At 72.3% G+C, this 13,354-nt stretch carries 10 protein-coding genes and 1 tRNA gene; 8 read left to right on the top strand and 3 right to left on the bottom strand.

Going from position 1 to position 13,354, the window contains the following annotated elements; genetic code table 11:
* Positions 1-45: 45 nt before the first annotated feature.
* The 3 genes from E6R60_RS02800 (at position 46) to E6R60_RS02790 (ending at position 3,368) form a co-directional block, all read left to right on the top strand.
* The gene (locus tag E6R60_RS02800) at positions 46-2,052 is read left to right on the top strand and encodes a HAMP domain-containing sensor histidine kinase (RefSeq protein WP_206309306.1); all 2,007 of its coding nucleotides are present in this window, start codon (positions 46-48) and stop codon (positions 2,050-2,052) included.
* A 126-nt stretch (positions 2,053-2,178) separates the two neighbouring features.
* Positions 2,179-2,601: a hypothetical protein gene (locus tag E6R60_RS02795; RefSeq protein ID WP_136324732.1), complete on the top strand. Its 423-nt coding sequence runs from the start codon at positions 2,179-2,181 to the stop codon at positions 2,599-2,601.
* Positions 2,602-2,723: 122 nt separating this feature from the next.
* The gene (locus tag E6R60_RS02790) at positions 2,724-3,368 is read left to right on the top strand and encodes a class F sortase (RefSeq protein WP_136324731.1); all 645 of its coding nucleotides are present in this window, start codon (positions 2,724-2,726) and stop codon (positions 3,366-3,368) included.
* 94 nt (positions 3,369-3,462) lie between these two features.
* Here E6R60_RS02790 and E6R60_RS02785 read toward each other — a convergent pair whose 3' ends face one another.
* Positions 3,463-3,972: a DinB family protein gene (locus E6R60_RS02785; RefSeq protein ID WP_136324730.1), complete on the bottom strand. Its 510-nt coding sequence runs from the start codon at positions 3,970-3,972 to the stop codon at positions 3,463-3,465.
* Positions 3,973-4,163: 191 nt separating this feature from the next.
* On the opposite strand from E6R60_RS02785, the gene sph reads away from it, so the two are divergent.
* From sph to E6R60_RS02765, 4 genes are all read left to right on the top strand, one after another.
* Positions 4,164-5,147: a sphingomyelin phosphodiesterase gene (gene sph / locus E6R60_RS02780; protein WP_136324729.1), complete on the top strand. Its 984-nt coding sequence runs from the start codon at positions 4,164-4,166 to the stop codon at positions 5,145-5,147.
* Positions 5,148-5,426: 279 nt separating this feature from the next.
* On the top strand, positions 5,427-7,034 hold the full coding sequence (locus tag E6R60_RS02775; protein WP_136324728.1) for an FAD-dependent monooxygenase: 1,608 nt from the start codon (positions 5,427-5,429) through the stop codon (positions 7,032-7,034).
* Between the two features lie 103 nt (positions 7,035-7,137).
* Positions 7,138-8,766 (top strand): hypothetical protein, encoded by a 1,629-nt coding sequence (locus E6R60_RS02770; protein ID WP_136324727.1) that lies wholly within the window; start codon positions 7,138-7,140, stop codon positions 8,764-8,766.
* Between the two features lie 176 nt (positions 8,767-8,942).
* Positions 8,943-10,217: a DUF1266 domain-containing protein gene (locus E6R60_RS02765; RefSeq protein WP_136324726.1), complete on the top strand. Its 1,275-nt coding sequence runs from the start codon at positions 8,943-8,945 to the stop codon at positions 10,215-10,217.
* A 278-nt stretch (positions 10,218-10,495) separates the two neighbouring features.
* On the opposite strand, the gene E6R60_RS02760 is transcribed toward E6R60_RS02765, so the two are convergent.
* Positions 10,496-10,583 (bottom strand) — tRNA-Leu (locus tag E6R60_RS02760).
* Between the two features lie 236 nt (positions 10,584-10,819).
* Between E6R60_RS02760 and E6R60_RS02755 the strand changes: the two genes are divergently transcribed.
* Positions 10,820-12,124 (top strand): DUF2254 domain-containing protein, encoded by a 1,305-nt coding sequence (locus E6R60_RS02755; RefSeq protein WP_136324725.1) that lies wholly within the window; start codon positions 10,820-10,822, stop codon positions 12,122-12,124.
* A 62-nt stretch (positions 12,125-12,186) separates the two neighbouring features.
* Here E6R60_RS02755 and E6R60_RS02750 read toward each other — a convergent pair whose 3' ends face one another.
* A complete protein-coding gene (locus E6R60_RS02750) occupies positions 12,187-13,344 on the bottom strand; it encodes a sugar phosphate isomerase/epimerase family protein (RefSeq protein ID WP_136324724.1) in 1,158 nt (385 codons plus the stop codon).
* Positions 13,345-13,354: the final 10 nt, after the last annotated feature.

Raw genomic sequence — 13,354 nt, 5'->3', positions numbered from 1 at the left:
CGCGGCGCCGCACCGCAGTCCGAGTCGCCGCGGACGCGACTGCCGCTGCGCAAGAGCCTGTTCGCGCGGCTGCTGGCCGTATCCGCGCTGGTGGCGGCGTGTTCGGTCGCCGCGACGGCCTGGCTCGCCGTCCAGACGACGTCCGGCGCGATCCTTCAGGAACAGGGGCAGAACCTCACCGCCGACGCCCGGATCTACCACAGCCTGCTCGGCTACGCTGCGGCTCATCCCACGTGGGACGGTGTCGGGGAGACCGTGCGCGACCTGGCCGAGCAGTCCGGCCGGAGGATCGCACTGACCACCGAACAGCGCACGCCGCTCGCCGACTCGGCCGCCCCGGAGAAGGCCGCCGCGCTGCCGGCGCAGGCGTCGGCGATCGTGGACCCGCTGTCGGTGGACACCGCGCTGGCCGCGGAGAACGCGGGACCGTCCGGTGCCCCGGCGGACCGGGTCGATCCCCGCGCGGTCGGGCCGTTCCGGCTGCCGGCGGCGGAGCGCACGGCGTTGCGGCAGATCGCGGACCGGGGTGTGGCCTGCCTCAGCGAGTCCGGGATCGCCTCGGACGTCGTACGCACCGCGAGCGGGCGCCCGATGATCCAGGTGGTGGGCAACGATCCCGAGCGGCTGGCGGGAACGCGTTGCACCACCGACGCGCTCGACACCCCGACGGCCACGGAGAAGAAGGCCCTGAAGGCGCTCAACCAGCTGACCGACGCCTGTCTGAAGCGTCAGGACCGCAGCGGCGTCCATCTGAAGCTCGACCTGTCCTGGGGGCAGAGTCAGGAACCCGTGCCCACCACGGCGCCCACCACGGTGCCGAGCGAGGCGCCGCGCGCCGCGGCTCCCGTCGGGCCCGAAACCGCGTCGAGGCCCACACCGACCGATGCGCCCGGGGTCATGCCGAGTGCCAGTCCCTCGCCCGCCGTCGGAACGGGCGAGGACGACCGGGCCATCGCCTCCTGCGTGGGGACGGCCCGGCGCGAGCAGCTCAGCTCGTACGTCGCCTCGCCCGCCCTGCTGTTCATCAGTGACACCGGCGGCGCCACGGTCCCCGGCTTCGACCTCTCCCCCGCGAACACCGCCAGGATCGCCGGCGCGGCCGCGCTCGTCCTCGCCCTCACCGTCGGTGCGTCCGTCCTCGTCGGGGCCCGGCTCGTCCGCCCTCTGCGGGCCCTGACGGGTGCCGCCCAGCGGATGCGTGACGGGGAGGACACCGCCCCGGTGCTGGTCACCGCGGACAACGAGATCGGGCGGCTCGCCGCCACGTTCAACGACATGTCCGCCCACCGTGCCCGGCTGGAGGCCCAGCGCAAGGCGATGGTCAGCGATGTCGCCCATGAGCTGCGCACCCCGCTCAGCAACATCCGTGGCTGGCTGGAGGCCGCGCAGGACGGGGTGGCCGATCCGGACCCGTCGTTCATCGCCTCCCTGCACGAGGAGGCCGTGCAGCTGCAGCACATCATCGACGACCTTCAGGACCTGGCCCAGGCCGACGCGGGCGCCCTGCGGCTGCGTTGGGAGCCGGTGCGCATCGAGGAGTTGCTGGGTCAGGTCGCGGCCGCGCACCTGGCCCGCGCCGAGACGGCCGGAGTGGCCCTGACCGTGCCGCCGTCATCGCAGGACCGTCCCGTACCCGGGCTGACGGCCGATCCGGTCCGGCTCCGGCAGGCCGTCGGCAATCTGGTCTCGAACGCGGTCCGGCACACCCCGTCCGGCGGGACGGTCACCCTGCGCGCGTACGCCTCCGAGGCGGGCGACGCGGTCCTGGTGGACGTCGCGGACACGGGCAGCGGCATTCCGGCCGAGGACCTGGTCCACGTCTTCGACCGCTTCTGGCGCGGCGAGAAGTCCCGCAGCCGCCGCACCGGAGGCAGCGGGCTCGGGCTGGCGATCGTACGGAAACTCGCGGAGGCACACGGCGGCTCGGCCACGGCGGTGAGCGTGCCGGGCGAGGGCTCGGTGTTCACCCTGCGCCTTCCGGCCGACCGCCCGGGAAGCGCGGTCGGGGCCGGCGCCCCCGGCGGCACCCAGGACGCTCCGGTACAGCCCTGATGCGATGACCACAGCGTTCTGACAGCTTCTTCATAACTTCGCGCCAGCCTGTCGGCACGCCTCGCGCCGCGGTGCGCCCCCGCACCGCGGCCGCCGTCGAGGCCGACCTGGAACGGAGCCATGTTCATGCCCCTGCGTACGTCTCTGCGTACCGCCGTCCTCACCGCTGTCGCGCTCGGCGCGGTGTGCGTCCCCGCCACCGCGGCGTTCGCCGACTCCTCCCCCGCGCCCACGGTCGCCCCGTCGGCCGCACCCGCGTCGCCGAGCACCGAGCCCTCCCGGGGGCCCTCCACCGCCGTCCCGTCCGAAGTGCCGCGCGGTGGCGTGGCCGCGGGCGACAGCCCGACGCCCAGGACCGCCCCGTCGGCCGCGCCGTCGCAGGCCCCTGCGGTCACGCCCCGGGGCGGTGTCGCCGCGGGTGAGGAGCCGGGCGGTTCGCCGAGTGACAACACGGCGGCCATCACCGGTTCCGCCGTGGCCGCGCTGCTGGTCGCCGGCGCCGGCACGGTCGTCCTGCGCCGTCGCCACACCGGCCGCCGCAACGGCTGACCAGTCCCACAGCCGGACAACCCGCAGTGGCGCCGCCCTTCACCGGGGCGGCGCCACTGCCGTCGCCACCGTCATCGCGGTCCCCGTCCGCCGTCGCCCGATCATTTCAGGAGCCCGTCCTCATGTCCCGTACCACTCCTTCCCTTTGGCGTGTCCGCACCGCTCTGCCGGTGTACGCCTGCCTCGCGCTGACCGCGTTTCCCGCGCTCACGGGATGCTCCGGCGCCTCGCCGTCGAAGTCCCCGGCCGGCGTGGAGCGCACCCCCACCGCGGTGGGCACCGCTGACGCCGGAGCCACGGACACCCGCCCGGCGAAGGACCCCGCGCAGCCGCCGGTCCACGTCTCCATCCCCTCCCTCGGGGTGGACAGCGACATCATGCGACTCGGCCTGAACACCGACGGCACGGTCGAGGTGCCGCCCGCCGAGAAGGGCATGACGGTCGGCTGGTACACCGGAGGGCCCGTCCCCGGCGAGCAGGGACCGGCCGTACTGATCGGCCACAACGACACCCGTCTCGGCCGGGCCGTCTTCCACGACCTGAAGAAGATCACCAAGGGTGCGGACATCACCGTCCGGGACGCCAAGGGCGCCGAGGTCCACTTCGAGGTCACCGGCCGCGAGACGGCGAGCAAGACCGCGTTCCCCACCAACCGCGTCTACGGGCCCACCAAGGACCGGGCCCTGCGGCTGATCACCTGTGACGGCGCGTTCGACGCCCAGGGGCATCCGGTCGACAACCTGATCGTGTACGCGGCGAGGCGGTGACCCGGCTCGCCCTCGCAGTCCTTCCACGCCCTGCGGTTCTTCACCGCCCTTGCAGTCCTTCAGCGGGACGACGGTCTTCCCACGGACTCCCGGCTCAGGCGCCGACGGTCCCGTCGACGCCCTCCCGCAGAAAGTCCGCGTGCCCGTTGTGGCGGCCGTACTCCAGAAGCACGTGCACCATGACCATCCGCAGCGACACGTCCTCGCCCCATCGCGGCTGATACCCGGCCTGGTCCAGGGACTCGGCCTCCCGCTCGACACGGCGCGAGTTCTCCACCTCGGCCTCCCAGGCCCCGAACGCCTCGTCCCTGGTCGACGCACTCGCGTCGTACGCTGCCTGAAAGTCGATCTTGTCGGACCAGACCATGGGCGCGTCGTGGTCTTCGAACACGCGACGGAACCAGGCACGCTCCACCTCCGCCATGTGCCGCACCAGGCCGAGCAGCGAAAGCGTGGACGGCGGCATCGACTGCTGCCGCAGCTCCTCGTCCGTGAGCCCTTCGCACTTCATGGCGAGGGTGGCGCGGTGGTAGTCGAGGAAGGCCCGCAGCATGTCGCGTTCGCTGCCGAAACTGGGCGGCCCTGTGCGCGTGTCATCGGTCATTGGTCGTGCCCCTCATCCGTGCCTGGGTTGAGGGCCAGTATCCAGTCCCGTCGAACTCGATCACGGCCCCCTGATGGACGGCGGCGGGAAGGACTCCCGGCACCCGCCGTCTACCCACGGGTAACTCCCCCTGGTTTTATGGGGCAGGACCTCACCGCCCCCCAACTGCTGCAGCAGAATCAGGAGTCCAGGTGCCCCACTCCGCGCTTCGCCGCATCGCCGGCGTGACCGTGTCCGCCGCGCTCGCCGCCGTCACCCTGACCGCCGGTGCCCCGCACGCGTCGGCCGCCGCCGGCACCCCGTCCCTGCGGGTGCTCACGTACAACACGTTCCTGATGAGCACCGGCCTGTACCCGAACTGGGGCCAGGCCCACCGGACGGCGGAGGTACCGAAGACCGCGTTCTTCCGCGGCAACGACGTCGTCGTGCTCCAGGAGGCATTCGACAACGCCTCGTCGGACGCGCTGACGGCGGGCGCCTCGGCCGCATACCCGTACCACACCCCGGTGGTCGGCCGGAGCAGGAGCGGATGGGACGCCACCAGCGGGTCCTATTCCGCCACGACACCCGAGGACGGCGGCGTCACCGTCCTCAGCAAGTGGCCGATCGTCCGGCAGGAGCAGCACATCTACAAGGACGCCTGCGGCAGCGACTGGTGGTCCAACAAGGGCTTCGCCTATGCCGAACTGAACGTGAACGGCGTCCGGGTGCACATCGTCGGAACGCACACCCAGTCCACGGACCCGGGATGCGGTGCGGGCGAGGCGGCGGAGATCCGGGGCCGGCAGTTCCGGCAGATCGACGCGTTCCTCGACGCGAAGAACATCCCGGCGTCCGAGCAGGTCATCGTGGCCGGCGACCTCAACGTCGACTCCCGCTCCCCCGAGTACGCGTCGCTGCTGGCGAACGCCGGTCTGACCGGTGCCGACGCACGCACCGGGCACCCGTACTCCTTCGACACGCAGGACAACTCGATCGCCGCCGACCGCTACCCCGACGACCCGCGCGAGGACCTCGACTACGTGCTGCACCGTGCGGGCCACGCGAAGCCGGCGGGATGGACGAACGAGGTCGTCAAGGAGGACAGCGCGCCCTGGACCGTTTCCAGCTGGGGCACGGAATACACGTACACCAACCTCTCGGACCACTACCCGGTGGTGGCCTCGGGGCGGTGATCAGCGGGGTGGAGGGCTGGCCGGCCCTCCACTCGCCGCCGTGCGGGTGGGGACGATGCACGCGTCCAAAGGCCTGGAGTTCCGCTCCGTCGCGGTCCTCGGTGGGGGCGAGGGCGGTCTGCCGTATCTCCGGGCCATGACACCCGTCGAGGTGAATCGCTGCGTTCCTGGTCGACGCCGGGGTGGAACCCACCCCCCGCTCCCCCGGCTCGCCGCCCGCACCGCCCCGGGCGACCATGGGATGAGCAATCTTTCGGGGCCAGGCACCGGGAGGCATCCGTGGCGCACGCCCATTCCACCGACGTACTGATCGCGGGCGCGGGACCCGTCGGGCTGAGCGCGGCCGCCGAGCTGCGCCGTCGCGGTGTGTCGTGCCGCCTGATCGACAAGCTGCCGGCCCGGCTCCCGTACGCCAAGGCCGTCGGCATCCAGCCGCGCACCCTGGAGATCTGGGACCGGATGGGCCTGGTGCGGACCGTGCTGGAGGCCGCCGTCCCGATGCGCGGCCAGCTGATCCACGTCAACGGGAGCGAGGTGGCGCGGATCGATCTCGCGCTGCCGCCCGAGGTGCCCTACGGCTTCGCCGCACTTCCGCAGTACGAGACGGAGCGCATCCTCGAGGAGTACGTGGCGGGTCTGGGCACCCGTATCGAGCGCGGGACCGGGCTGATGTCGTTCGCCCAGGACGCGGACGGCGTCACGGCACGGCTCAGCAGCGATGCCGGAGGCGACGAGGAGGTGCGCTGCCGGTTCCTGATCGGCTGCGACGGGGCGCACAGCACCGTACGCAAGGGGCTGGGGCTCTCGTTCGAGGGCGGGGCGTTCACCGAGGAGTACATGCTGGCCGACGTCGTGGCCGACTGGGACCTGCCGCACGGCTACGGGGTGCGCGCCAGCCACGTCGGCGAGGACGGCTCCACCGATGACCTGCTGGTCTGCATCCCCCTTCCCGGATCCGGCCGCTACCGGATGTCCATGCTGGTGCCGCCGGAACTCTCCGCCGCGGCCGCGGAGGGGGACGAGGTGGCGCACGGGCTGGAGGGAGGACGGGGACACGTTCCGGAGCTCTCCGACATCCAGGCCGTGGTCGACCGCCTGGCTCCCAGGTCAGCGACCCTGTCCGGCATGCGCTGGGCCTCCGTCTTCCGCATCAGCCACCGCATCGTCGACCGGTACGGCGACGGCCGGGTCTTCGTCGCCGGCGATGCCGCCCACATCCATCCGCCCACGGGGGCGCAGGGCATGAACACCGGCATCCAGGACGCCTGCAACCTGGCCTGGAAGATCGCCCTCGTCGTCCGCGGAGAGGCCGGACCCGCCCTGCTCACCAGCTACGACGCCGAACGCCGCCCGGTGGGCGAGGAGGTCGTCGGCCGGACCGTCCGGCACGCGACCAAGGGCATCGAGAACGACGCCGATGACCTGGAGACACTGATGCTCCGCGAGGCCCAGTTGCTCGTGGGGTACCGGGACGGCCCGCTCGCCACGGCTCCGTACGGGCCGGACGACGCACCCCAGCCCGGCGACCGGGCCCCTGACTGCGCGGGCCTGACCACACCGGTGGCCGCCTACCCGTTGCGCCTGCTCGACGTCCTGCGGGAACTCACGGGGCACGTGTTGTTGCTGTACGGGGAGAAGATCGCCGACGCCGGCGTGGTCGACGCGGGCGGGCTGCACACGGTCACCGTCGTCGGCCGGGACGCGCCGCCGGACACTCCGGCGTACCGCGATGCCGCCGGTGAGTTCGCGCGGCTCTACCGTCCCGACGGCCCGACCGGCTTCCTCGTGCGCCCGGACGGTCATCTCGGCGCACGATTCCCGCTGGCCGGCACGGCGGAGGCCGTGGCGGGCTACTTCGCTGCCCTGTCCGCTCCCCCGCAGAGGTGATCGGCCGGCGTACGGGCGGGGTCTGCCCGCCGTTCCGCTTCTGTTGGCCATGCCTGGTTACTCTCCACTCGCCCGGTCCGGCGCAGGAGAGGTACGTACGTCCATGAGCATGGCCCACCGCCCCTCGGCCCGGCAGTCCGAGGCCGCCCCGACGCCGGCTGCCCGGAGGCGGGACCGGGCCGGGAGTCCGGCCGGGAACGTCGTGGAGCACTCCCTCCTCGCGATGCAGTCCGGCGCGGGCAACCGGGCGGCGACCGCGGCGGTCCAGCGCGCCAGGAGCGCCGCGAAAGGAAAGGAACGGGAACACGGCAACGGGCCCGAGAGCGGCAACGGGCCGGAGAGCAGCAACGCGGCGGGGAGCGGCAACGCGGCCCCCGAGGGCAAAGCGGCCCCGGCGGCGAAGAGTTACCGCGACCGGATCGCCGCGGCCCTCGACCGGCTCAAGAAGAACCTGGAGTTCATCGACACCTTCGTCAAGGGCGTCCATGTCCCCGCCAACGCGGGCTTCTCCCAGCAGGCCTCCGCCACGGCCAACGAGGGCCTGAAGCACTCCGCGGCCGCCTCGGGGACCTCCGCGGCGTCGGAGAACCTCGTCACGGAGACCGCCGGCGCCGTGCTCAGCGGCATGGAGGCGGCCAAGGCCAGGAAGGACGCCGACAAGCACAAGAAGGGGGCCGCTTTCCATGGGGCGGACAAGAAGTCGAACACCAAAACGGCCGACGCGGTCATCGGAGCCGTCGGCGCGGGGAACTACGCGCTCGGCATCGCCAAGGAGCTGACCAAGGCCCAGAAGGCGGCGCATGCCGCGTCGATGTCCGAGGCGAGCGGCATCGGTTCCAGTGTCGTCGGTGCGGTGAAGGGGGCCCGTGCGGCGGGCCGCGTCGGGCTCACGGCCCGCAAATACCGTGCCCTGAAGGGGCTCGGGAAACCCGACCGCACGGACGACGCGGCCCTGTCCCGGCTTGCCCGGGCCCGGGAGGAGGCCGAATGGGCCGCCGCCGAGGCGTACGTCGCGCTGGACGCCCACTGGGACCATGAGGGTGAGGACCGGCTGGGCCGTGTCTCCGACGCCATCGACGCCGCCTGGACGGCCATGGGTACGGCCCGGGACGCCGCCAGGGAGGTCCGCCGCGCCGAGGACGTGAACACGATGAACACCGTGCACACGTACGCGCTCGGCAAGCAGCGCAACAAGATGGGCAAGCAGGCGTTCACCGCGGTGGGCGAGTCCACCAAGGCCGCGGGCGGCATCGTCACGGCGGTGGCCGCCACCGCAGGCGGCGCGGGGCTGGCGAGCAACCCGGTCGGCTGGGGCCTCGCCGCGGGTGCGGCCGGCCTCATCCTCGGCGTCACCGCCTACAAGGCCGGCCGCGCGGGCATGAAGCGCTACGACGGGGCCCGCCACCCCGTACGCTGGGCGGACGGTGAGTCCCAGAAGGAGCCCGCCTCGCGCGAGGACGCGCTGAAGGAGGCCCTGAAGTTCTGGAAGAAGGTGGAGAACGGGGAGCGCCAGGCCATGGCGCGCAAGATCTACGGCTTGGCGGCGGGCGCGAACGTCAGCGGCGACACGGACCCCGGGATGCGGGAGTCGGCCCGAGCTCTTCTCGTCGCGCTCAAGGCGGGCCCCACGCAGCAGCGGCTGACAGCGGAGGAGTGGTCGGCCTCCCTCGACGATCCGGCGAAGAACGCCGCTTGGGTCAAGGAAATAGCGGAGCAGCTCTCCTCCGCCTGACCGTGAGGCACTGCCTTGTCGCCGTCGCGCTGCTGCGCACACGAGGTCGTGCCGTGCGGGGAGGGACCCGGGCGCTCACGCCGGACGAGGGCCGCCTCGCCGCCCTCGCTCAGGGCTGCCGCCGCCCGGCGGATCCGGCACGCCGGCCGTGCCGGACCACCCCGTAAGGTTTTCCCATGGATTTGACAGCGGGTCACGACGGAGGAGCCCTGCCCGGTCCGACGGCCCCCGCGCAGAGATGGCAGGCGCCGAGCGCGGTCGAGCGGGGGCTGTACGAGGCGAAGGCGCGCGGCGACTGGCCCGCGTACTACGACCTCGTCGCCCGGGCCGACCTGTACATGATGCAGTCGCGGGCGTACGTCGACGCGAATCCGGGCAACACCCGCTTCCACCCTTACTGGAACCCGCACACCCGGACCTTGTGCCTGGCCGTCCACACCGGCGGCATGCTGCCGCCGCCCGTCGCCGACCCGGTCTACAACTGCTACGACCTGGGCTGGTTCGCGAAGGCCTGGCACCAGAACGACCCGCCCTACCTCGTCGTCAACCCCGGCAGCCCCTGCGAGGGCATCCTGCCGGCCGGGCCGGAGGGCCGCGCCCTGTGGCAGCGCCACTCCGCCCCGGTCGAACGGCCGGGGCTGGCCCAGGACGCCGTCCACACCCTGGAGGTGGGCGGGCCACGCAGCGGTCCCGTCGCCTTCGGTCTCGCGGCCGGCGCACACATCAACGTGCGCAACGGGCATTACTGGAACGCGATGGCCTACCACGGGAGCGGCTACCGCGACGAGAAGCGCACGCTGGAGCGCTGGTGGGGCGTCAGCACCCGCGAGGACTGGCAGGACACCCTGGAACAGTTGCTGTGCGCCGGGATGGTCAGCAGCGTCTGGGAGTTCGTCCTGCGACTGCGCCGCTCCATGGCCCTGGACTTCGCGGGGCCCATCGACGTCGACCACTGGCGCCAGGCCGCGGCGCATGCGGTGCGCCGGCGCACCGAGGCCGCCGCCGAACCCCGCCTGACCGCGGACGGCGTCACCCAGGGCCGCACCGTCACCGCCGCGGAGCTGGAGGGTCAAGTCACCGGCGTACAGCGGCTGATCGGCCGCATCGCCCGCTACGAGGCGCGATTCCGCGCCGACGGACTGCTGCCCGAAGGGGGCTTCGTCCAGAGCGTCGAGGCGTGGGACTACGGCCGGGCTTCCGGCATGGCCCGCTGGGGCCTCGCCGCCCGCCTGTGCTCCCTGCAGGAGGCGGAGGCGGCCGTGGTCCGCGCCGGCCGTCTCGTCCAGCTGAACTACCGGTCGTGGGAGAACTTCTCGGCCGCCTACATTCTCGGCCGCTGCCTCCACTTCGACGAGGAGGAGTTCGGCACGTGGTACGAGACCGCCCTCGCGACCCACCGCGCCCTGACCGGGGACCCGGCCGGCCCGTGGCGCACGCTCCCCTGGGTCTGAGGGGTGCAGGCAGGCCGCGGACAGGGCGGCCGGGGTCGCCGCCGCCGGGGCGGCTCCGGGCTTGACATCGACAAGTCGGCTCATGGGGGCTGCGGAGCGAATGAGAGCGCGGGCGATGCCCGGGAAGCCGAGCAGGCGGTGCGGTGTGCATCCGTGCGTCCGTGCGTCCGTGCGTCCGTGCGTCCGTGCGTCCGTGGCATGGTCATGCTCCTGGAACGCCCTGCGCGTAGCCGCTTCCGTGAAAAGCAAGAGGACCCCTGATGAACAGGGGTCCTCGCTGGTGTCCGAGGGGGGACTTGAACCCCCACGCCCGATAAAGGGCACTAGCACCTCAAGCTAGCGCGTCTGCCATTCCGCCACCCGGACTAGGTGATCGGCCCCGGTCTCCCGCGGCGACAAAGAAAACAATACCAGGGGTTTGGCGTGCCTCTCACCTGCATATCGGGAGGTCTTCGCCCTGGTCAGTGCGGTGAGCAGGGCGGAGACGGGGCCTTCAGCGCCGCGCGCCCACCGTGCGTCGGCAGTCGCGCACAGACAGTACGGCCGGACGGTCGGCGGCGGCATCCGCCGGTGCGCGGGCCGGCCGGGTTACGTTCGCGGGCATGAGTGATCGCGGTTACCGGCCACCCCGTGTGCTGACGCCCCTGCGTGAGCATCTGCGCGAGACGTTCTGGTTCGCCCCGACCCTGACGCTGATCTGTGCCGTCGCCCTCTGGCTCGTCGCCTCGGCGCTCGACGAGCAGATCGTGGCCCATCTCCAGGACGAGCGGGCGTACGACCAGATCAAGGACCTGGTCTCGCTCGCCGAGGACACGAAGACGATCGTCACCACGGTGAGCTCGGCGATGATGACCTTCATCGGTGTGGTGTTCAGCATCTCGCTGGTGGCGGTGCAGATGGCGAGTGGGCAGCTCACGCCCCGGGTGGTACGGATCTTCGTGCGCAGCCGGATCAGCAAGCTCACCCTGTCGGTCTTCCTCGCGACCTTCGTCTTCTCTCTGCTGGTCCTGAGCTCGTACGAGAGCACGATCGATCCGCGCCGCGTCGGGACCATCCCGATTCTGCAGAGCGTGCTGACCGCCGTGCTCGTCGGGCTCAGCCTGCTGCTCTTCATCGCGTACGTGAGCTCCACGCTGCGGCTGATGCAGGTGGGCCCCGTCGTCGACCGGATCACCCGGGACTCGTTGCATGTGCTGCGGCGCATGCCCATGGCCGGACCGCGGGAGGGCACCCTTCCGGCCGAGACCGGGCAGGTCCCGTACGAGGGGCGGGCGGGGGTTCTGCGGGACGTGAACGTGGCCCGGCTGGTCCGGGCCGCCAGGAGGCAGGGGGTGGTGCTGCGGCTGATTCCGCGGCTCGGGGACTTCGTCGTGCCGGGGACGCCCGTGCTGGCCGTGCACGGCAAAGTCGCGCCGGCCCGGCACGCGCTGCGGTACACCGTGTCCGTCGGGGTCGAGCGCACGCTCCACCAGGATCTGGCGTTCGGGCTGCGGCAGCTGTCGGACATCGCGCTGCGGGCCCTGTCGTCGGCGGTGAACGATCCGGCCACCGCGGTGCAGTGCCTCGACCGGATCGTGCAGTTCCTCGCGGTGGTGGCGGAGCTCCCCCTCGGCGTCGTGCACCACCGGGACCGCAAGGGGGCGGTGCGCCTGGTCCAGGACGTGCCCGGATGGGCGGATCTCGTGGACCTCGGGTTCGAGGAGATCCGGCGGTGTGCGACGGACAGTCCCCAGGTCACCCGGCGGCTGCTGGCCGGGATCGACGACCTGGTGCGGCTGGCCGGGCCGGAGCGGCAGGGGCCGCTCGTCCGGCACCGCGCGCTGCTCGTGCAGGCGGTGGAACGCGCGGTGCCGGAGGCCGCCGAGCGCGCGTTCGCGCTGCTGCCCGACCGGCAGGGGATCGGCTGAGCTCCTGCGCCGGGCCTCTCCGCCCGGGTGCGGAGAGGCCCGGCGCAGGAGCTGCGACGCTGCTACCTGCGCAGCGCCGCGATGCCCTCGTAACCGATCCGCGCGTGGTTCAGGGACTGCGCGGGGTCGGTCGAGCTCGGTGCGTTGTCCTGCTCGACCATCGGGTTGCGGTACTGCGCCTGTCCGACGCGGCTGAAGAACGTCCGGTAGTCGATGACGCCCGTGCCGAAGGGGACCATGTCGTAGCCGTTGCCGCTGGTGGTGTTGGCCACGCCGTCCTTGGCGTGGAACAGCGGGTAGCGCTTGTTGTTGCGGCGGACCAGGGCCGCCGGGTCGAAGACGTTCTCCTGCTGCGACCCGTCGAGGGCGGTGTAGGTGTGGAACTTGTACTGGGCGACGTGGGCCCAGAAGACGTCCATCTCCAGCCATACGGCCTTCGGGTCGGTCACCTCCAGGAAGTACTCGAGCTTACGGACGCCGGAGCTGCGGGTGGGCCGCCCCTGCGCGTCCAGCGGTCCGCCGTCGAGCAGGAAGCCGTAGGCCGCGTCGTGGTTGTGCGTGTACAGCTTGATGCCCGCGCGGCGCGCGATCCGCCCCAGGGTGTTCCACTTGTCGGCGGCCACGTCCCAGTCGGCCCGGTAGGCGCTGCCGGTGGGGTCGCCACCGGTGCCCATGTGCTCCATGCCGAGGATGTTCGCGATCTCCAGGTGCCGCTTGAACTCGTCCAGGTCGCTCTGGCTGAGCGGCCAGGAGGACGGGATGAAGCCGTGGTTGCCCTGGGCGCGCAGACCGTACTCGTCCAGCCAGGAGCGCAGCAGCTTCGCGCCTTCCACCGTCTGGAGGTTACTCCCGCCGGGTGCGTTGGCGTGCTGGCCGTACCCGGCGAACTCGACCTGCCGGTAGCCGAAGCGGGCCAGCTGCTTGAAGACCTCGCGGAACCCCGAGGGGAGGTCGGTGCTGAGCGGGTCCCGGCCCGTGGCGTCGCGCACGGTGTACAGGATGATGCCCCGCTTGTCCGCCGGGACGAGAGCCTGGCCGTGGCCGTGGCCGTGCCCCGGTCGGGCGGCGGGCTGGGCGAAGGCCGGCGACGCGCCGAAGGCGGGCGCGGCGATCGCCGTCGCCGCGGCGGCGGTGCAGGTGCTGAGGAAGCGCCGGCGGCTGACGCCGAGGCTGCGGCGCAGGCCGCTGTCCGTTCCGGGTGCGTCGTTGTACACGGTCACGGTGTGTCTC

The sequence above is a fragment of the Streptomyces sp. A0642 genome, assembly GCF_004795105.1.
Taxonomy (GTDB): domain Bacteria; phylum Actinomycetota; class Actinomycetes; order Streptomycetales; family Streptomycetaceae; genus Streptomyces.
Note: the sequence above shows the minus strand (reverse complement) of the source record. Positions and strands in the feature narration are given on the sequence as shown.

Coding starts and splice junctions, on each gene's coding strand:
- E6R60_RS02795 (WP_136324732.1), top strand. CDS start 2,179: ATGCCCCTGCGTACGTCTCTGCGTACCGCCGTCCTCACCGCTGTCGCG.
- E6R60_RS02790 (WP_136324731.1), top strand. CDS start 2,724: ATGTCCCGTACCACTCCTTCCCTTTGGCGTGTCCGCACCGCTCTGCCG.
- E6R60_RS02785 (WP_136324730.1), bottom strand. CDS start 3,972: ATGACCGATGACACGCGCACAGGGCCGCCCAGTTTCGGCAGCGAACGC.
- E6R60_RS02770 (WP_136324727.1), top strand. CDS start 7,138: ATGAGCATGGCCCACCGCCCCTCGGCCCGGCAGTCCGAGGCCGCCCCG.
- E6R60_RS02765 (WP_136324726.1), top strand. CDS start 8,943: ATGGATTTGACAGCGGGTCACGACGGAGGAGCCCTGCCCGGTCCGACG.
- E6R60_RS02755 (WP_136324725.1), top strand. CDS start 10,820: ATGAGTGATCGCGGTTACCGGCCACCCCGTGTGCTGACGCCCCTGCGT.